Annotated in this window: 17 protein-coding genes and 1 pseudogene; 16 read left to right on the top strand and 2 right to left on the bottom strand. The window is 66.0% G+C overall.

Annotated elements, in window-relative coordinates; translation table 11 throughout:
* The first annotated feature begins 80 nt into the window (after positions 1–80).
* Positions 81–1,790: a proline--tRNA ligase gene (locus tag DZC52_RS09390; RefSeq protein WP_116650880.1), complete on the top strand. Its 1,710-nt coding sequence runs from the start codon at positions 81–83 to the stop codon at positions 1,788–1,790.
* Positions 1,791–1,844: 54 nt separating this feature from the next.
* Here DZC52_RS09390 and DZC52_RS09385 read toward each other — a convergent pair whose 3' ends face one another.
* Both DZC52_RS09385 and DZC52_RS09380 read right to left on the bottom strand, forming a co-directional pair.
* Positions 1,845–3,458, bottom strand: a complete 1,614-nt coding sequence (locus DZC52_RS09385) for a tail fiber domain-containing protein (RefSeq protein ID WP_116650879.1) — start codon at positions 3,456–3,458, stop codon at positions 1,845–1,847.
* Between the two features lie 227 nt (positions 3,459–3,685).
* Positions 3,686–4,945, bottom strand: a complete 1,260-nt coding sequence (locus tag DZC52_RS09380) for a mechanosensitive ion channel family protein (protein WP_181918870.1) — start codon at positions 4,943–4,945, stop codon at positions 3,686–3,688.
* 361 nt (positions 4,946–5,306) lie between these two features.
* On the opposite strand from DZC52_RS09380, the pseudogene rpsB reads away from it, so the two are divergent.
* The 15 genes and pseudogenes from rpsB to DZC52_RS09305 form a co-directional block, all read left to right on the top strand.
* Positions 5,307–6,080: pseudogene (rpsB, locus tag DZC52_RS09375) on the top strand (30S ribosomal protein S2); the annotation flags it as partial.
* A gap of 336 nt (positions 6,081–6,416) precedes the next feature.
* The gene (tsf, locus tag DZC52_RS09370; RefSeq protein ID WP_116650876.1) at positions 6,417–7,286 is read left to right on the top strand and encodes a translation elongation factor Ts; all 870 of its coding nucleotides are present in this window, start codon (positions 6,417–6,419) and stop codon (positions 7,284–7,286) included.
* 50 nt (positions 7,287–7,336) lie between these two features.
* A complete protein-coding gene (gene pyrH / locus DZC52_RS09365) occupies positions 7,337–8,053 on the top strand; it encodes a UMP kinase (RefSeq protein ID WP_116650875.1) in 717 nt (238 codons plus the stop codon).
* A gap of 98 nt (positions 8,054–8,151) precedes the next feature.
* Positions 8,152–8,709 (top strand): ribosome recycling factor, encoded by a 558-nt coding sequence (gene frr, locus DZC52_RS09360; RefSeq protein ID WP_116650874.1) that lies wholly within the window; start codon positions 8,152–8,154, stop codon positions 8,707–8,709.
* An 8-nt stretch (positions 8,710–8,717) separates the two neighbouring features.
* Positions 8,718–9,446 (top strand): polyprenyl diphosphate synthase, encoded by a 729-nt coding sequence (gene uppS / locus DZC52_RS09355; protein ID WP_245960796.1) that lies wholly within the window; start codon positions 8,718–8,720, stop codon positions 9,444–9,446.
* Positions 9,439–10,257 carry a phosphatidate cytidylyltransferase gene (locus DZC52_RS09350; protein ID WP_116650873.1) on the top strand — a complete coding sequence of 273 codons (819 nt, stop codon included), beginning with the start codon at positions 9,439–9,441 and terminating at the stop codon, positions 10,255–10,257. The genes uppS and DZC52_RS09350 overlap by 8 nt, the downstream gene beginning before the upstream one ends.
* Before the next feature lie 128 nt (positions 10,258–10,385).
* Positions 10,386–11,759, top strand: coding sequence for an RIP metalloprotease RseP (gene rseP, locus DZC52_RS09345; protein WP_116650914.1), 1,374 nt, complete (start codon positions 10,386–10,388; stop codon positions 11,757–11,759).
* 58 nt (positions 11,760–11,817) lie between these two features.
* The gene (gene bamA, locus DZC52_RS09340; RefSeq protein ID WP_116650872.1) at positions 11,818–14,259 is read left to right on the top strand and encodes an outer membrane protein assembly factor BamA; all 2,442 of its coding nucleotides are present in this window, start codon (positions 11,818–11,820) and stop codon (positions 14,257–14,259) included.
* Between the two features lie 12 nt (positions 14,260–14,271).
* Positions 14,272–14,847, top strand: coding sequence for an OmpH/Skp family outer membrane protein (locus DZC52_RS09335; protein WP_116650871.1), 576 nt, complete (start codon positions 14,272–14,274; stop codon positions 14,845–14,847).
* Between the two features lie 17 nt (positions 14,848–14,864).
* Positions 14,865–15,881 carry a UDP-3-O-(3-hydroxymyristoyl)glucosamine N-acyltransferase gene (lpxD, locus tag DZC52_RS09330; RefSeq protein WP_116650870.1) on the top strand — a complete coding sequence of 339 codons (1,017 nt, stop codon included), beginning with the start codon at positions 14,865–14,867 and terminating at the stop codon, positions 15,879–15,881.
* 19 nt (positions 15,882–15,900) lie between these two features.
* Positions 15,901–16,368: a 3-hydroxyacyl-ACP dehydratase FabZ gene (fabZ, locus tag DZC52_RS09325; protein ID WP_116650869.1), complete on the top strand. Its 468-nt coding sequence runs from the start codon at positions 15,901–15,903 to the stop codon at positions 16,366–16,368.
* The gene (gene lpxA / locus DZC52_RS09320) at positions 16,365–17,135 is read left to right on the top strand and encodes an acyl-ACP--UDP-N-acetylglucosamine O-acyltransferase (protein WP_116650868.1); all 771 of its coding nucleotides are present in this window, start codon (positions 16,365–16,367) and stop codon (positions 17,133–17,135) included. Before fabZ ends, lpxA begins: the two co-directional genes overlap by 4 nt.
* A gap of 10 nt (positions 17,136–17,145) precedes the next feature.
* Entirely contained in the window at positions 17,146–18,306 is a 1,161-nt protein-coding gene (gene lpxB, locus DZC52_RS09315) for a lipid-A-disaccharide synthase (protein ID WP_116650867.1), read from the top strand.
* On the top strand, positions 18,293–18,880 hold the full coding sequence (gene rnhB, locus DZC52_RS09310) for a ribonuclease HII (RefSeq protein WP_116650866.1): 588 nt from the start codon (positions 18,293–18,295) through the stop codon (positions 18,878–18,880). The genes lpxB and rnhB overlap by 14 nt, the downstream gene beginning before the upstream one ends.
* Positions 18,881–18,992: 112 nt before the next feature.
* Positions 18,993–19,853 (top strand): hypothetical protein, encoded by an 861-nt coding sequence (locus tag DZC52_RS09305; RefSeq protein WP_220338323.1) that lies wholly within the window; start codon positions 18,993–18,995, stop codon positions 19,851–19,853.
* The last annotated feature ends 3 nt before the right edge of the window (positions 19,854–19,856 follow it).

The following is a 19,856-nucleotide window of genomic DNA, read 5'->3' as shown; positions in this document are numbered from 1 at the left end:
TTCCCCTCCCCCGGTGCCAATCAGCTCGGCCGGCTGCTAAAATCGGCCGTTTAACCACCCAAGCGCCAACGGCTCATCCGATGAAAACCTCCCGCTTCCACCTCGTCACCCAGCGCGAAGTACCGGCCGACGCCGAGATCGTCAGCCACCAGCTGATGCTGCGCGCCGGCATGATCCGCAAGCTCACCTCCGGCATCTACGACTGGACGCCGCTGGGACTGAAGGTTCTGCGGAAGGTCGAGCAGGTGGTGCGCGAAGAAATGGACGCCGCCGGCGCGCTGGAAATGCTGATGCCGGCCATCCAGCCGGCCGAACTCTGGGAGGAGACCGGCCGCTGGGACGACTTCGGCCCGCTGCTGCTCAAGATCACCGACCGGGCCGGGCGCGAGTTCGCCTTCGGGCCGACTCACGAGGAAGTGATCACCGAGTTCGCCCGCGCCGAGCTTCGCTCCTACAAGCAGCTGCCGATCTGCTTCTATCAGATCCAGTCGAAGTTCCGCGACGAGATCCGCCCGCGCTTCGGCGTGATGCGCGCGCGCGAATTCCTGATGAAGGATGGCTACTCCTTCCACATCGATGACGAGAGCCTCGCCGAGTACTACCAGGTGATGTTCGAGACCTATTCGCGGATCTTCGAACGGCTGGAGTTGAAGTTCAAGCCGGTCAAGGCCGACTCCGGGGCCATCGGCGGCGCGGTCAGCCACGAGTTCCACGTGCTGGCCGACTCCGGCGAAGACGCCATCGCCCACGTACCGGGCGGCGATTACGCCGCCAATGTCGAGCTCGCCGAGGCCGTCGCCGTGGGCGAACGGGCCGAACCCTCCGAGGAGATGCGCCTGGTCGACACACCCGACGCCAAGACCATCGCCGAGCTGGTCGAACAGTTCGACCTGCCCGTCGAAAAAACCGTCAAGACACTGGTGGTCGAGGCCAGTGACGACTGCGATGCGGACTTCGTCGCCCTGCTGGTGCGCGGGGACCACGAACTCAACGACGTCAAGGCCGAGAAACACCCCTGGGTGGCCGCGCCGCTGCGCATGGCCACCGAAGCGGAGATTCGTGACGCCATCGGCGCCGGCCCCGGCAGCCTGGGCCCGGTCGAGCTGCCGATTCCCTGCGTGATCGACCGCCAGGTGGCCGTGATGAGCGATTTCGGCGCCGGCGCCAACGTCGACGACAAGCACTACTTCGGCATCAACTGGGGCCGCGACGTCGAACTGCCCGAGGTTACCGACCTGCGCAAGGTCGTCGCCGGCGATCCCAGCCCCGAAGGCGACGGCACGCTCGAGATCATCCGCGGTATCGAGGTCGGCCACATCTTCCAGCTCGGCCGCAAGTATTCCGAATCGATGAACGCCGTGGTCATGGACGAAGGCGGCCGCGGCGTGCATCCCACGATGGGCTGCTACGGCATCGGCGTCTCGCGCATCGTGGCGGCCGCCATCGAGCAGAACCACGACGAGGCGGGCATCATCTGGCCCGAACCGATGGCCCCGTTCAAGGTCGCCATCCTGCCGATCAACGGCCACAAGTCGCACCGCACGCGCGAGCAGGCCGAGAAGTTCTACGAGGAGCTCACCGCCGCCGGCGTGGAAGTGCTGATGGACGACCGCCCGCTGCGGCCGGGCGTGATGTTCGCCGACGCCGAGCTGATCGGCATCCCGCACCAACTCGTAATCGGCGACCGCGGCCTCGACAAGGGCATCGTCGAGTACCGTCGGCGCGGCGGGGACAATCGTGAGGTTGAAATCGACAAGACCATCGACTTCATCAAGTCGGAACTGTCCTGACAGAGTTCAGCCGCGTCAGCCCGGCGGCGCAAGGCGCGCCGCCGGGGCGCGATTTCAATCCGAGCGGACGACTCGCTCGTTCGCTAGCAGAATCGACTCCAGCGCCGCCAGGCGTTTTTCGAGATTGCGGTTGCGCTCGGCCAGTTCGCGTAAGGCGGCGCTTTCGGCTTCGAGCGCCGCAAAGCGCCGTGCCGACTCGCTTTCGAGTTCGGCGATTCGATTGCTGTAGCGTTCATTCAGCTCAATCAGCGCGGCTGTGTTCAAAACGGTGATCTCGCTGTACTTTATGCCGTGTAAACCGTCCTGCACGCTGACCGAGCTCGGAAACAGTTCCCGCACTTCCTGGGCGATCAGACCGGTCGAGCGCGTTTGCGAGGAGGCGCCGGCGCTCATCCGGTATGAACTCGGCCGCAGCTTGAGCAGGCGATCGAGCACGCCGGTCAGCGGTTCGACCGAGTGCTTGGCTCGGGCGTCGGAAAGCGCAACATAGGCACCGTCCGAGGCGTTGATCCGGCTCATCAGGGTGTCGTTGTAGCGAAATCCGAGGTTGTCGGAGGTGGCGATATAGAACCCCCAGTTATTGGTACTCCCGCCGCTGCGTTCGATCTGCAGGCCGATTTCGGCGTTGTTGGTACTGCGCTGCTTGATGTGCAGGTCGCGGGCGGGGCTGTTGGTGCCGATTCCGACGCCGCCGGAGGCCTTAATCAAGAACTGATCGTTGCCGGTTGACTCGAAACCGCTCGAGGTCGAATCACCCCAGACAAAGGCGCCATCATTATCGGCTCTAGCCGATTTCCCGGCAGCAAAGCTGAAGTCTCCATTCGCTCTGTTATTCCATCCCCCCGGGATGGTTGCATAACTTGCATTGGCGACGTTTTCAAAACCACCGGAAATCGTGGAGAATTCCCCAGTTTCACCGAATGCGCCGGCGGAGTTATTTATGCCACCACCGACTGTCGAATAACTGCTGCCGACATGGTTGCCTGCGCCACCCGCAATAGTACTGAAAGACCCCCCAATTGTGTTGGGCTCTTCCTCATGCAACACATCCCATTCGCCACCGCCACCGCTGATTGTTGCACCGACCGCTCCGTTGATAACGTAGTTGTGAGCCCAACCGCCAATGATATTGGCAGCGCCATAGAACCAGTCGGAGCCGGGGTCGGGCGCGAATGGTTCAATTCGCAGCGCCCGGTTGTGATCCACATGGAGTTCAAAGGCGACCTCGTCTGTGGTACCCACAAAGTCCGTACCCGGTGTGGTGCCGGCATTCCCGCCGATCCGCCAGAAACTTCTATCGGCATATTCGCCATCCAGCGCCAGTGCCTTAAGTGCCAGCGGCACAGCTGAGATTTGCTGGCGCGGGGTCAGCGTCTCGCCGTCGACCATGACTTCCAGAAAGGTCGGTTCGACGCCATACGATGCACCGAAATCCAGCTCGACCTGGAACAGGCCGTCGGCGACCGGCACCGCGGGCACGACGACTTCCGTACCGATCTGATTGCCATCCGTCAGGCTGTCGAACAGCCGGAACTCCATGTCAGGCGTGCCGGTGAACGGACCACTGACGCCCTGAAGCTGGCCCTGGTAAGTGATGGTGGTGTCGGGCTGGGCGGCGGCCGGCAGAGACGCCAGCGACAGTTTCAGAAACAGGAACAGGGCGCGCATGCTTTCTCTCCTCGAGGCGGGGGTGAATGATCTTCGTGGCACTATTGATGACTACGGCAAAGCCCGCCGGAGGAGGACACGTTTGCAGGAAGCGCTCAGCCGGGCCGGCCGTATCGCGCGCGGCGATCCCGGCAGAGCGTGAACGAAACGGCCCGCGTGGGCCTCAAAAACGACAATCCAGCGGGCGGGTGGGCCCGCTTGCACCGGCTCTCGCTCGATTGACGGGGCTAGCCGGACTCCTCCGTTTCGGCGCCGCCCCGCATCCACACGTCGCGCTGTGGGAAGGGGATTTCGATGCCGGCCTGGTTCAAGCCCTTGTAGATGGCCATGTAGAGCTCGTGGCTGACCAGGCCGCGCTGGGCCGGTTGCGCCACCCAGCACAGCAGCTCGAAATCCAGGCTGGAGTCGCCGAAGCCGCGCATGCGGACCCTCGGCTTGGGATCCTGGCAGACGGTGTCGTGCTCGAACGCGATGTTCTCGAGCAGCTCGCAGACCTCGTCGACGTCGCTGCCGTAGGCCACGCCCACCTTGATGCGGATGCGGAAGCGTTCCCACTTGCCGCCCGACTCGTTGTAGATCTGGGAGTTGGCCATCATCGAGTTGGGCACGGTGATCTCCACGTCGTCGCGCGTGAGAATGCGCGTCGAGCGGATACCGACTTTCGTGATCTCGCCGCGTTCGCCCGTGTCCAGCACCACGTAGTCGCCCAGCTTGTAGGGGGCGTCGGCGATGATGAAAAACCCCGCGAAAAGGTTGGCCAGGGTGTCGCGGGCGGCAAAGCCCACTGCGATGCCGATCACGCCGGCCGAGGCCAGCCAGGCGGTCGGGTCGATGTTCCAGACGAGCAGGAGCGCATAGGCGCCGGCACCGATGACCAGCACCGTCATGATCAGGTCGAACAGCGGCAGGGTGCGCTCCTCGACGATCGCGAAGCGCTCGCGCAGCCGCCCGAGTATCTCCAGGCCGAGGTGCCCGGCCTTGAGCGCCGAAGTCATCAGGCGCAGGACCAGCAGCGTCAGGGCGATCCGGATCAGGATCTTCTCGGCCGTGTCGCCCAGCTGGAGCACCTGGATGGCCAGCACGATGGCCAGGTAGGAGACGATCAGGGCGGCGACGTTGGCGCCCATGCGCAGCAGGCGCTCATCGAGATCGCCACGAATCCGCGAGGTCAGCTTGTGGCCCCAGAACAGCACGAAACTCCGCCCAAGCAGGGCCAGCCCCACGCCCACCAGGGCAACGACCAGGGCCAGAACCGGCGGATACGCGGCAAGGAACTCCCAGGGGGTCTCGAGTTGCGTCGGCAGCCAGGCCGGCGCCTCTCCGTTGCCGATCGGATCGGCGAAAGGCAGGCCGATATCGGCCGCGCCCGCTCCCGGGGTCGGCCCACCCTCGGCGGAGGCCGCAGCAGCCTGCTCGGCGGATGCGCTCGCTCCACCGGCCGTCGAGTCGCTGGCGCTCTGGCTCTCCTGGCTGCTGGCGTCCTGCATCTTCGCTCCCTGTCTTGTCCGCAGTCCGCCGATCCGGACCACCCGTCTCCTTACCGGCATTCTATACCCTCGCCCGCCGCCCCCGTGGAGGCCGCCGGCAGTGGTTCGGGTCCGAACAAAGCGTTGCGCTGCAGCCAAAGGCTCCGCTATAATTGACGGGATTTGCCTGGCCGACCCGGGCAAAGAACCAAAAAACACACGCTGGTCGACACATGCGTCGGGGTTGTCCCGGCCTTCGGGCCCGAGGATCGCCGCATGGGATCAGCGGAGGCTTAAACCCCGGACAATTCGCGTTCCGCCGAACTGACCCGAAGGAAAATTTCCTGGCGGGCGTCTTGTCCACGACAATGGAGTAGAAGACATGCCTGACGTCACCATGCGCCAGATGCTCGAAGCTGGCGTTCATTTCGGTCACCAGACCCGTTATTGGAACCCAAAGATGGAGCCCTTCATCTTCGGTGCTCGCGGCAAGATCCACATCATCAACCTCGAAGAGACCCTGCCGCTCCTCAAGGACGCCCTGAATTACATGGGCAAGCTCGCCGCCCGCCGCGGCAACATCATGTTCGTCGGCACCAAGCGCGCCGCCAGCACGGCCGTGGCCGAGGAAGCGCAGCGCTGCGGCATGCCGTATGTCTCGCACCGCTGGCTCGGCGGCATGCTGACCAACTTCCGCACCGTGCGCGGCTCGATCAACCGTCTCAAGGAACTCGAGGCGATGGAAACCGACGGCACCTTCGAGAAGCTGGTCAAGAAGGAAGTGCTCGAACTCACGCGCGAGCGTGATCGCCTCGAGCGCAGCCTGGGCGGCATCAAGAACATGAACGGCCTGCCCGACGCCATGTTCGTCATCGACGTCGGACACGAGGACATCGCCGTGGCCGAAGCCCGCAAGCTGGGCATTCCGGTCGTCGCCGTGGTCGACACCAACCACAACCCGGACAACATCGACTATGTGATCCCGGGCAACGACGACGCCATCCGCGCCATCCGTCTTTACACGCAGCTGGCCGCCGACGCCATCCTGGAAGGCCGCGCCTCGGTGCCGCAGCCCGGCGAGGGCGACGCCGACGAATTCGTCGAGCTCGATGCCGAAGGCAACCCGGTCCAGTCCGCCAAGCCCGCCAAGAAGGCCGCGACCAAGAAGACCGCCAAGAAGAAAACGGCGGCCAAGGCAGAAGAGAGCGCCGAGGAAGCCCCGGCCACCGAGGCCAAGGCAGAGGAAGCCCCGGCCGCCGAGGCCAAGGCAGAGGAAGCGACCGAGGCCAAGGAAGAATCTGCGGAAGAAGGCGAAGCCAAGACCGCCAAGAAGGCGAGCAAGAAGAAGGCCGCCAAGAAGAAGACCACGAAGAAGAAGGCTGCCAAGAAGAAGGCCGCCAAGAAGACCGCGGCCAAGGCTGACGATGAAGACGGCGAGTCCTGATCGAACCCGATTTGCCGAACCCGATTTGCAAGGAGCTTTGAGACAGCAATGAGTATTTCCGCATCACAAGTCAAGGAACTGCGCGAGCGCACCGGCGCCGGCATGATGGAGTGCAAGAAGGCGCTGGTCGAGACCGACGGCGACATGGATGCCGCCATCGAACACCTGCGCAAGAGCGGCCTGGCCAAGGCCGACAAGAAGTCCGACCGCGTGGCCGCCGAAGGCACGGTCGTCATGGCCGAGTCCGGCGACAGCGCCGTGCTGGTCGAGATCAACTGCGAGACCGACTTCGTGGCCAAGGACGACAACTTCCGCAGCTTCGCCGACGAAGTCGCCGGCCTGGCCCTGACGGTCGATGACGTCGACGCGCTCAACGAAGCCACCACCGAAGGCGGCCAGACCGTCGCAGAGGCGGCCAAGCAGCTCATCGCCAAGCTCGGCGAGAACATGCAGGTTCGCCGCATGGCCAAGCTCTCGGCCGAAGGCGGCACGATGGGCGGCTACATCCACGGCGGCCGCATCGGCGTACTCGTGGCCCTGGAAGGCGGGGACGAAGAACTGGCCCGCGACCTGGCCATGCACATCGCCGCCCTGAACCCGGCCTACCGCGACGTCGAGGACGTGCCTTCGGACGTGATCGACAGCGAAAAGCAGATCCTGGTCGCCCAGGCCGAGGACAGCGGCAAGCCGCCCGAAATCATCGAGAAGATGGTCACCGGTCGTCTCAACAAGCGCCTGGCCGAAATCACCCTGACCGGTCAGCCTTTCGTCAAGGACAGCGACCAGACCGTAGGCAAGCTGCTCAAGAGCAAGGGCGCTTCCATCAAGGGCTTCGTCCGCCTCGAGGTGGGTGAAGGCATCGAGAAGGAAGAAGCCGACTTCGCTGCCGAAGTCATGCAGCAGGCGAAGGGCGGCTGAAGACACGAGAGCCGTAATCGGGCAAACCGGGCAGGGAGAGACTGCTGAACATGAACGAGACCACCCATTATCGACGGGTTCTGCTCAAGCTCAGCGGCGAGGCCCTGCTCGGCGAGCTCGATTACGGTATCGATCCCAAGATCTCCTCGCGCATCGCGCGCGAGGTGGCCGATGTCGTCGCCAGCGGCGTGCAGATCGGCATCGTGATCGGCGGCGGCAACATCTTCCGCGGCAAGGGCCTGGCAGCCTCGGGCATCGACCGCATCACCGGCGACCACATGGGCATGCTGGCCACGGTCATGAACGCCCTGGCGCTGCAGGATGCGCTCGAGAAAGCCGGCGTGACCACCCGCGTGATGTCGGCCGTTTCCGTACGCGACGTTTGCGAGGACTACATCCGCCGCCGCGCCGTGCGTCATCTCGAAAAGGGACGCGCGGTCATCTTCGCGGCCGGCACCGGCAACCCCTTCTTCACGACCGACACGGCGGCCAGCCTGCGCGCCATCGAGGTCGGCGCCGACGTGATGATCAAGGCCACCAAGGTCGACGGCATCTACTCGGCCGACCCGGTCACCGACACCGAGGCGACCCGCTACAGCCGCATCAGCTATGATGAGGTCATCGAGCGCAAGCTCCAGGTCATGGACACCAACGCCATCGTCCTGTGCCGTGACCAGTCCATGCCGATCCGCATCGTCAACCTCAACCGCCCGGGCGAACTCGGCCGGGTCATTCGGGGCGAGGAAGTCGGTACGCTGGTGAGCTGATCGGCCCGGCGGGGGGCTACAAGCCGGACCCTTGACCACTTACAATCGGCGGCCGTGCCGCGACCCGAGCGCGGCAGCGTAATCCAAGAGGTGAGACCATGCTCAACGAGATCAGGAAAGATGCCGACACGCGCATGCAAAAGAGCGTTGCCGCGCTAAAGAACGAACTGTCCAAGATTCGAACCGGCCGGGCCCACCCCAGCCTCCTCGAGCACATCACGCTCGAGTACTACGGCACCGAGGTGCCGCTCAACCAGGCCGCCAACATCAACATCGAGGACGCGCGCACGCTCAGCGTGGTGCCCTTCGACAAGTCCATGGTCCAGAAGATCGAGAAGGCCATCATGACCTCCGATCTCGGACTCAACCCGGCCACGTCCGGCGCCAATATCCGCGTGCCGCTGCCGGCACTCAACGAGGAACGCCGCGCCGAGCTGGCCAAAGTCGTTCATTCCGAGGGCGAAAACGCCAAGATTGCCATCCGCAACATCCGGCGCGACGCCAATCACCAGCTCAAGGAATATGAAAAGGAAAAGGAGCTGACGGAGGACGATCTGCGCCGCGGAGAAAGCCAGGTCCAGGAGCTGACCGACAAGTACGTCGCGCAGGTCGACGAGGCGGTCGCCGCGAAGGAACGGGAGCTGATGGAAATCTGAGGTTCCCTTTGACCGAGCTTACCTGCCTTCCCAATCATGTCGCCATCATCATGGACGGCAACGGTCGCTGGGCATCCCGCCAGGGCCAACCCCGTTCGGCCGGCCACGAAGCCGGCTCGGACGCGCTCAAGCGCACGATACGCGCGGCCCTGAACCACCGCATACCGGTTCTCACCGTCTACGCCTTTTCCAGCGAGAACTGGAGCCGGCCGAAGTCGGAAGTCAGGAAGCTGCTGGATCTCTTCCTGCGCGCACTCAACCGCGAAGTCCGTGAACTCGACGAGCACGGCGTGCGACTGTGCTTCATCGGCGACCGTTCGGCCTTCAGCCGGACATTGCGCGAAGGCATGCAGCAGGCCGAAAAGCGCACCGCCGGCAACGCCGCGCTGCGGCTCAATGTGGCCGTCAACTACGGCGGACAGGCCGATATCCTGCACGCCGCGCGTTCGCTTGCCGCCGACGCCGCCGCCGGACGCATCCGGCCGGACGAGATCGACGAAGCGCGCTTCGAGTCCATGCTCTCGCTGGCCGCGACCGAGCCGCCGGACCTGTTCATCCGCACCGGCGGTGAACGCCGCCTGTCGAATTTCCTGCTCTGGCAGTTGGCCTACACCGAACTGTATTTCACCGACATCCTGTGGCCGGACTTCGGCGAGGAGCACTTCCGTGCCGCACTGGCCGACTACGCCCGCCGCGACCGCCGTTTCGGCGGACTGAGCCAGGTGAAGAGTGCTTAGGCTGCGCGTCCTCACCGCCCTGGCGATGGCCGCCATCGGCCTGCTGGGAGTCTTCCTGCTGCCGGCGACGGGCTTCGCCCTGCTGGTCGGCGCCGTGTTGCCCTTGCTGGGCGGCTGGGAGGCGGCCCGCCTGGCGGGCATCGACCACCCGGCCGCGCGCTGGATCTATGGTGTCGGCCTGGCCGGTCTCGCCGCCTTGATCCACGGCATGGGTCTGGAGCCGGCCTGGCTGCTGTCGATCGCCTGCCTGCTGTGGCTGGTCAACCTTGCCTGGCTCTCGCGTCCCGGCCTGGGACGCTCGGGAGCGCCGCCCATCGTGGCCTTCAAGCTGGTCGTGCTCGGCGGCGTCCTGCTCGCCGCCTGGCTGGGGCTGAGCCTGCTGCAGTCGATTTCGCCCTGGCTGGTGTTCCTGCTGCTGGTGATCATCGCCGCCGCCGACACGGGCGCCTATTTCAGCGGGCGGCATTTCGGCGGTGCGAAACTCGCGCCGAGAATCAGCCCGGGCAAGACCCGCGCCGGCGCTCTCGGCGGCCTGCTGGGCGCGGCCGTGCTGACGCCCCTGGCCGGCGCGATCTTCCCGCTCAACCCCTTCGAACCCTTCACGCTCGCGGCCCTCGCCTTCGGCATCGCGATGATATCGATCGGCGGCGACCTCTACATCAGCCTGCTCAAGCGCCAGCGCGACCTCAAGGACACCTCCGCGCTGCTGCCGGGCCACGGCGGCATCCTCGACCGCTTCGACAGCATGTCGGCTGCGGTCCCGTTTTTCGCCCTGGCGGTGCTGAATGCCGCCGGCACGCCCCTGACCTGAGCCGGCCCGAAGCCCCTTGACCCCTTCCCGTTCAGGGCAGAATCAGGCTGCAGCCGGTACAATGTGCGGCTTGATCGATCGAACCCTGCTACAGCCGGTTGCTGACCGGCGCGGATAACGACCCGGACATGCTCGATATTCTCGGACCCATTCTCTGGCTGGCCGTCGCCCTCGGGCTGCTGGTCACCTTCCACGAGTTCGGCCACTTCTGGGTGGCGCGGCGCTCGGGCGTTCGCGTCCTCCAGTTCTCGATCGGCTTCGGCCCGGCCCTTTGGTCGCGCACCGGCCGCGACGGCACCGAGTACCGCGTCGCGGCCATCCCACTGGGCGGCTACGTGCGCATGCTCGACGAGCGCGAGGCGCCGGTGGCAGACGACGAGCTCGACCAGGCCTTCAATCGCAAGCCGCTCGGGCAACGCATGGCCATTGTCGCGGCCGGCCCGGCCTTCAACTTCATTTTCGCCATCGCCGCGTTCTGGCTGATGTTCGTCGTCGGCGTCCCCGAGACGCGGCCGGTCGTCGGCGAGACCAGCGGCATCGCCGCGGAAGCCGGACTGGAGAACGAGGACCTGATCGTGCGCGTCGGCGATGCCGACACGCAGACCTGGACCCACGTGCTGCTGGAACTCATGCCGCACGCGCTGGACGGTGAATCGGTCACCGTGGTGACCGAGCGGCCCGGCGGCGGGCGCCGGACGCTGGAACTGCCGCTGCAGCGCATGCCGGCCGATTTCGACGAATCGCGAGCGCTCGAGGCCATCGGCCTGTCCCCCTGGCGACCGGACCTGCCGCCCGTCGTCGGCGAAGTCAGCCCCGCAACGCCAGCCGATCGCGCCGGCCTCCAGAGCGGCGATCGCATCGTCAGCATCGCCGGAGAGCCGGTCGAGGGCTGGCGCGACGTCGCCCGCCTGATCCCGGCGCACGGTCTCGACGAACAGGACACGACCCGCGAGCTCGACATGCAGGTCGAGCGCGACGGACGTCTTCTGGAACTCGCACTCACGCCCGAACTGCGCGACGGACGCGCGGTGATCGGCATCCAGTCGCCGCCGCCGGACGATGCCACGCGCGCCGACATGGAGCGGGCCTTCACGGTGCTGCGCCACGGCCCGGTCGACGCCGTGGGCCAGGCCTTCGCCGAGACCGGCCGCCTGACGGCGGCCACCTTCGGCATGCTCGGCCGGATGATTACCGGCAGCGCCAGCCTGAGCAATCTCTCGGGCCCGATCACCATCGCCCAGATGGCCCATTCGTCGGCCCTGCTGGGTTTCTCGAGGTTCCTGTTCTTCCTGGGCCTGATCAGTCTGTCGCTGGCGATCATCAACCTGCTGCCCATCCCGGTACTGGATGGCGGCCACCTGATGTATTACCTTGTGGAGCTGGTCAAGGGGTCACCCGTATCCGAAAAGACCCAGATAGCGGGTCAGTACCTGGGCATCCTGATGGTCGTCGGGCTGATGAGCCTGGCGATATTTAACGATCTGTTACGCCTTTTCTCCTAAACTGCAGCACGCCCGAAGGCGGGTCATGCTGGAACAATAAAACCGGAACGCGTTCGATATGAAACGAATCTGCCTGCTGCTGATGCTGCTCGCCGCCACCGGCCTCGCATCGGCCGAGACATTCCGCATCAGCGACATTCGTGTCGACGGGCTGCAGAGACTGTCCGAAGGCAACATCTTCAGCTACGTCCCGCTCGAAGTCGGCGACACCATGACGCCCTCGCTGGCGCGGAGCACGATCCGCGATCTCTGGGAGACGGGCTTCTTCGACGACGTCAGGCTTTCGCGCGAGGGCGATGTCCTGGTCGTCACCGTCGAAGAGCGTCCGGCCATCTCGGCGATCAGCATCGCCGGCAACCGCCAGATCAAGACCGAGGATCTGATGCCGGCGCTGGCCAATATCGGTATTGCCGAGGGCGAGATCTTCAACAAGCTCGAGCTCGACCGCGTGCGCCAGGAAATGATCCGGCAGTACTACAGCCGCGGTTACTACGCCGTCGAAGTCGACACCAATGTGGGCGAGCTCTCGCGCAACCGCGTCAACCTCAGCATCGTCGTCGAGGAAGGCGCGCAGGCGCGCATCCGCCACATCAACATCGTCGGCAACGAGACCTTCTCCGAGGAGGAGTTGCGGGACGACTTCGAGTCCGACAGCAAGCTCGGCTGGTTCTTCTGGCAGGGCGCCAACAAGTACACCCGCGAAAAACTTTCGGGCGACCTGGAGACCCTGCGTTCCTACTATCTCGATCGCGGCTACCTCGACTTTTCCATCGAGTCCACCCAGGTGTCGATCAGCGAGGACAAGCGCGACATCTTCGTGACCGCCAATGTCCGCGAGGGCGAGGTCTACACCGTCAGCGACGTGGTACTGACCGGCGAACTGATCCTCGGCGAGGAGGCGCTGCGGCGCCTGATCATGGTCGAGGAGGGCGATACCTTCTCGCGCAAGCAGGTCGAGCAGAGCGTCAACAACATCACCACCGTGCTGTCGAACATCGGCTACGCCTTCGCCAACGTCAACCCGGTGCCGAGAATCGACCGCGACACGCTCGAGACCGAGCTCAACTTCTTCATCGACCCGGGCAAGCGCGTCTACGTGCGCCGCGTCGAGTTCCGCGGCAACACCCAGACCAAGGACGAGGTGCTGCGCCGCGAAATGCGCCAGTTCGAGGGCGCCTGGTTCTCGCAGTCGGCCATCGACCGCTCGAAGCTGCGCCTGCAGCGCCTGGGCTACCTCGACAACGTCAACGTCGAGACCCCGGCGGTCGAGGGCACCGACGACCAGGTCGACATCGTCGTCAGCGTCGAGGAGCAGCCCTCCGGCAGCTTCCAGGTCGGCTTCGGCTACTCGCAGGTGCAGGGCCTGATCGCCTCCATCTCGGTGCAGCAGGACAACTTCCTGGGCTCGGGACGGCGCGTCGGCTTTGCGGTCAGCCACAGCGACATCTATACCCAGGCTTCGGTCAACTACACCAACCCCTACTACACCGACAGCGGCATCTCACGCGGTTTCTACGCCCGCTATACCGAGTTCGACCAGGGCGATGCCAACATCTCTCAATTCTCGACCAGCCAGGCTGCTGCGGGGGTCAATTTCGGGTTTCCGCTGTCTGAAGTGGACTACCTGCGCTTCGGCCTCGGCGTTCAGGACGTCGATATTAATATCGGCGGCCGGCTCGTCCCAGTCGACCCCGATGAGCCAGACTCTCCGTTCGAGTACCGATACGTCGCAGATCGACCGCTCGGCATCACGCTCGATGAGGACGGCGACGGGTTCCTGAGTCCCGATGAGAGAAGTGTCACGACGTATCGTCTCGACGGCACCTGGTCGCGCGACAGCCGAAATCACTATCTCAATCCGACGACAGGCTCCCTGCACCGCCTGGGCGCCGAGGTGGCGCTGCCCGGCAGCACGCGCGAGTTCTTCCGGCTCAACTACCGCTTCCGCAAATACTGGCCGATCGGCGACAACGGCATGGCCTTCAGCCTCAAGGGCGATGTGGCCTACGGCGATGCCTACGACAACTACGACGACGAGCTGGGAATCCAGCCGATCGAGCCCGAGCTGAGCGACGGGCGCGGTCGCGAATGCCAGCTCGATGAAGTCGTAACCTACGACACCGGCCTGCCCTTCTACGAGCACTTCTACGGCGGCGGCGTGTCCGATATCCGCGGCTTCGACGACAACTCGCTCGGTCCCAAGGACCAGTTCTGCCGCTCGGTCGGCGGCGACTTCAAGGTCATCGGCGGCTTCGAACTGGCCTTCCCGCTGCCCAATATCGAGTCCAGCGGCACGCGCCTGGCCTGGTTCGTCGACGTCGGCAACGTCTACAGCGACGTCGACAGCTTCGAGACCGACCTGCTGCGCGCCTCCACCGGCCTGTCGCTGACCTGGCAAGCGCCGGTCGGTCCGATTATCATCAACGTGGCGACACCACTCAAAGAGCGCGAAGGCGATGAAACCCAGATCATCCAGTTCTCCTTCGGCCAGACGTTCTGATCCGCGCCCGGCATGATCGTGAGCACGGCGGCCAGCGGGCGCAGATCTGACGGCCCGGGCCGGGCGCGATGGATCGCGCTCGGCTTGCTGCTGCTGTGCTCGGCGGCCGCTGCACAGGACATTCGCATCGGCTACGTCGACATGAAGCGGCTGTTCGACGCCGCGCCGCAGGTGGTCAACGCCCGCGAAGCGCTGGAACAGGAGTTCAGCCCCCGCAACGAAACCCTGCTGGCCGACGAGGCCCGCCTGGAGCGCATGGAGGCCGAACTGGCCGAATCGACCGGCCTGTCCGACGAGGAGCGCTTCGAGATGGAGCGCGAGATCCGCAACCTTCAGCGATCCATCGACAGGCGGCGAGAGGATCTCACCGAGGAGCTGCGCTTCCGCACCAACGCCGAGAAGAAATCCCTCGAGGAAACCATCGACGTGGCCGTCAACCAGATCGCCGAGGCGGGCGAATTCGACCTGATCCTGACCAGTCCAGTGGCCTACGCCTCCGACCGGATCGACGTCACCGACCGCGTCCTGCAATGGCTGGAGGAAGACTTCCGCAGCCAGCAGTCTCCCGGCGGACAGACCGGCCAGTAGCAATTCCGGAACCACGCATGCATGACACCACGCTAAAGGCGCTGGCCGACCGTTTCGGCCTGACCCTCCGCGGCGATCCCGATCATCGCGTCGGCTCGCTGGCCACCCTGGCTTCCGCCGGCCCCGGCGACGTCAGCTTCCTCGCCAATCCGGCTTACGCCCGCGACCTGGCCGAATGCCGCGCCGGGGCGGTGATCATCGGCGAGGACCTGGCCGGGCGCTGGAGCGGCAACGCCCTGATCAGCAAGAACCCCTACGCCAGCTGGGCCCGGATTGCGGCCTTTCTGCAACCGCTGCCGGCAGCCGAACCCGGCGTCCACGCCAGCGCGGTGGTCGCCGAGGACGCGCAGGTCGATCCGTCGGCCAGCGTCGGCCCCCAGGCAAGCGTCGGCGCAGGCGCGCGCATCGGGCGCAACGTCGTCGTCGGGCCGGGCTGCGTCATCGCCGAGGACGCCGTCATCGGCGACGATTCCAGGCTGGTGGGGCGCGTCTACATCGGCCCGCAGTGCCGCCTCGGCGAGCGGGTGCTGGTCCACCCCGGCGCGGTCATCGGCGCCGACGGCTTCGGCCTGGCGATGGACGCGGGACAGTGGATCAAGGTGCCGCAGATGGGCACGGTGGTCATCGGCGACGACTGCGAGATCGGCGCCAACACCACCATCGACCGCGGCGCGATCGAGGACACCGAACTGGCCGAGGACGTGCGCCTGGATAACCAGGTCCAGATCGCCCACAATGTCCGCATCGGGGCACACACGGCCATCGCGGGTTGCGTCGGCATCGCCGGCTCGACCCACATCGGCAGCTATTGCATGATCGCGGGCGCTTGCGGCATCGGCGGCCACCTGAGCATCTGCGACAAGGTGATCGTGACCGCCATGAGTACCGTGCTGGACTCGATCACCGAGCCCGGCGAGTACGGCTCGGGCATTCCCGCCCGGCCCCACGCCCGCTGGAAGCGAATCCTGGTCCGGCTGGGGCAGCTCGACGACTGGGTTCGTCGCCTGCGCCGGCTGGAGCGAAACCAATCCTGAACCATCAAGCAAAGAAACGATGAACGACACCACACAGGTAGATATCGAGAAGATTCTCGAGCTGTTGCCGCACCGCTACCCGTTCCTCCTGGTCGATCGGGTGCTGGAATACACGCTCGACGACCCGCCCCGCATCCGGGCCCTGAAGAACGTGACCATCAACGAGCCCTTCTTCCAGGGGCATTTTCCGGGTCACCCCGTGATGCCGGGCGTGCTGTTGCTCGAGGCAATGGCCCAGGCGGCCGGCTGCCTGGCGCACCTGGCTCGCGAGGCCACCGGCGGCGACAACCGCCTCTACTACCTGGTCAAGATCGACAAGGCGCGCTTCAACCGGATCGTGGTGCCCGGCGACCAGCTCGTCTTCGACGTCACCCAGAAGCGGCTGATGCGCAACATGGGCGTCTATGAGGCCACCACGCTGGTCGACGACAAGCCCGTCGCCAGCGCGGAACTGCTCTGCGCCGCCCGCCCCGACCCCACGCCATGATCCATCGCACCGCCATCGTCGAGGAAGGGGCTCGAATCGGCGACAACGTCACCGTCGGTGCCTACAGCGTGATCGGCCCGGACGTGGTCATCGGCGACAACTGCTGGATCGGCCCGCACGTGGTCATCAGCGGCCGCACGAGCATCGGGGAGAACTGCCGCATCTACCAGTTCGCCTCGATCGGCGAAGCGCCCCAGGACAAGAAGTACGCCGGCGAGGACACTGCCGTCGAGATCGGCCGGGACAACACGATTCGCGAGTACGTGACCATCAACCGCGGCACATCCGACGACATCGGCGTGACCCGCATCGGCGACGACAACTGGCTGATGGCCTACTGCCACGTCGCACACGATTGCCAGGTGGGCTCGCACACCATCTTCGCCAACGGCGCGACCCTGGCCGGCCACGTCATCGTCGGCGACTGGGTGATCTTCGCCGGCTATTCCGGCGCCCACCAGTTCTGCCGCATCGGCGCGCACGCTTTTCTCGGCATGTACGGCGGCGTCAACCAGGACGTTCCCGCCTACGTCATGGTCTCGGGCCAGCCGCCGCGACCGCGCGGCATCAACGCCGAGGGTCTCAAGCGCCGCGGCTTCGACGCCGCGCAGGTCCGCAACATCCGCGAGGCCTTCCGCCTGATCTATCGCAAGGGCCTGCCCCGCGACGAGGCGATCGCCGAGTTGCGTTCGCGGGTGGACGAGCAACCGGAGCTGGCGCTGATGATCGAGTCGATCGAAAGCAGCCAGCGCGGCTTGCTGCGCTGAAGCGACCGTCGTGAGCGCTCGCCCGCCGCGGATCGTCCTGGTCGCCGGGGAGGCATCCGGGGACGCCCTCGGCGCGAGCCTGGCGGCAAGGCTTCGCGAGCGGCATCCGGAGATCGAGCTTGCGGGCGTGGCCGGCGAGGCCATGCAAGCGGCCGGCGTCGAGGCCTGGTTCGACCTCGACGAACTCAACGTCATGGGCCTCACGGAGGTGCTCAAGCACCTGCCCCGGCTGTTCCGGTTCCGCAGCCGCCTCAGGCAGCGGATCCTCGAATGGCAACCGGATGTCTTCGTCGGCATCGACGCACCCGATTTCAACCTGGGCCTCGCTCGCCAGCTTCGCCGCCGGGGCCAGCGCACGGTGCAATATGTCGCTCCCACGGTCTGGGCCTGGCGGCCCGGGCGAGCCGCCTCGGTCGCCCGCGCCACCGACTTGCTGCTGACCCTGTTTCCCTTCGAACCGGCCCTGTTCCGGGCGCACGGCCTGGCCAGCCGCTTTGTCGGCCACCCGCTGGCCGACGAGATCTCGGCCTCCCCGCCCCTGCTCGAGCAGCGCCGGACCGGCCGCGGCGATCGCTCCCCGCGAATCGCCCTGCTGCCCGGCAGCCGCCGCGGCGAGATCGAGCGCCACGCCGCCCTGCTGGGCGAAACGGCCGCCTGGCTGCGTAGACAGCGGCCGGAACTGCAGCTGACCATGCTGCTGGCGCGTGAGGCGCATCGCCCCCTGGTCGAGGGCCTGGCCGGCGCGTCGCTGGACAGGGCAGACGTACGGATCGAATGCGCGCGCACCCGCCAAGGCCTGGCCGAAGCCGACACGGCCATCAGCGCGTCGGGCACCGCGACCCTCGAGGCCTTTCTGCTCGAGTGCCCGCTGGTGGTCTATTACCGACTGGCGCCGGCCACGTACTGGCTGCTGCGCGGCCTGCGGCTGGTGCGTTCGCAATTCATCGCCCTGCCCAACATCCTGCAGGGACGCGCGCTCGTGCCGGAGTTCGTCCAGGAGCAGGCGCGACCCGAGGCGCTCGGTCGCGAAGCGCTGCGCTGGATCGACGACCCTTCGCGCCTGGCGGCCTACCAGGAGGCGGCCGGCCGTTGCCGGCGCGAATTGGCTGCCGGCGCCAGCGACAACGCCGCCAAAGCCCTGCTCGAACTGATCGGCCATGGCGACGGTTGACGTCTGCAGCGGACCGATCGCCGGCGTCGACGAGGCCGGCCGGGGACCGCTTGCCGGGCCGGTCGTCGCCGCGGCGGTGATCCTCGATCCGCACCGGCCGATCAGCGGGCTGGCAGACTCCAAAAAACTTTCCGCGTCGCGCCGCGAGGTCCTGGCCGGCGCCGTGAGGGAGCGAGCCGTTGCCTGGGGCATCGCGGTCGTGGAACCGGCCGACATCGATCGCCTCAACATCCTCCAGGCCACCTTCCGGGCCATGCGCGGGGCGCTCGACGCACTCGGCACCGACCCGGTCCTGGTGCGCATCGACGGCAACCGCTCGCCCCGACTGCCCTGGCCGGTCCAGACCGTGGTCGGGGGCGACGGCCTCGACCGCGCCATCTCCGCGGCCAGCATCCTGGCCAAGGTGCACCGCGACGCGCTGATGCTCGATCTCCATGAGCAATGGCCGCACTACGGCTTCGACCGCCACAAGGGCTACCCGACCGCCGCCCACCTGGCTGCCCTCGAGGCCCACGGGCCCTGCCCCGCCCACCGCCGCAGCTTCCGGCCCGTCTTCCAGGCCAGCCTCTTCTGATCCGCCCGAGCGGGCACTCTCATTGCCGGATGCGCGATTTGAATCGCGTCACACTGCTGGGCTATAGTCTTTTACGGGGACTGTAACCACAACCAAAGAGAGGAGATCCCGCATGACCCGAATGATGCGAATCGTCGTGGCGCTTTTTGCGCTACTGACATTCGGTTCCGTATGGAGCGCCACGGGCGTGGCCTTCGTGCACGGCACCGGCAATCAATCCGACGCCTACAACGACTACTGGACCGGCGACATGGTCAACTCGGTCCGCCAGGGCCTGCCCAACAGCTCGAACTACGTGGTGATCAACTGCCAGTTCGAGGAATACATGTGGACGTCCGGCGCAGCCGGTTGCCTGGCCGGCCAGCTGCACAATTTCATCACCAGCCGCGGCATCGACGACCTGGTCGTGATCACGCACTCCAACGGCGGCAACGTGATGCGCTGGATCCTGTCGAACCCCACCTGGGACAGCCGCTACCCGGCGATCATCGACTCCATCCGCTGGGTCAATGCCGTCGCCCCCTCCAGCCTGGGCACGCCGCTGGCCGACGCGGTCATGCAGGGCAACGTGTTCGAGGCCTCACTGGGATGGCTGCTGGGCTACCAGAGCGATGCGGTGCGCATGCAGCAGCAAAGCTGGATGCAGAGCTACAACGCCAACTGGCTGCTGGGGACGGCCGGTCGGCCCTCGCTGCCGGTCGGCTTCTGGAACGTCGTCGGCACGGACGTCAAGTCCGGGATCTTCAGCGGTAACGCCTACTGCGGCGGCTACCAGTACCAGGTCGGCCTGGAAATCACCCAGAACTGGCTCGACGACTGCTCCGACGGCTTCCTCGAGTGCTCCAGCCAGGACGGCGCCGGTTCGCTGTGGTTCTACGACCACTGGCGCACCAACAGCGATCGCGTGCTCTCGCATCACCAGAGCCGCCGGGACTGCTTCGGTCTCGACACCATCCTGCGCAACGACCTGTGAACC

It is taken from the genome of Wenzhouxiangella sediminis (assembly GCF_003410055.1).
In the GTDB taxonomy this organism is placed as follows: domain Bacteria; phylum Pseudomonadota; class Gammaproteobacteria; order Xanthomonadales; family Wenzhouxiangellaceae; genus Wenzhouxiangella; species Wenzhouxiangella sediminis.
Note: the sequence above shows the minus strand (reverse complement) of the source record. Positions and strands in the feature narration are given on the sequence as shown.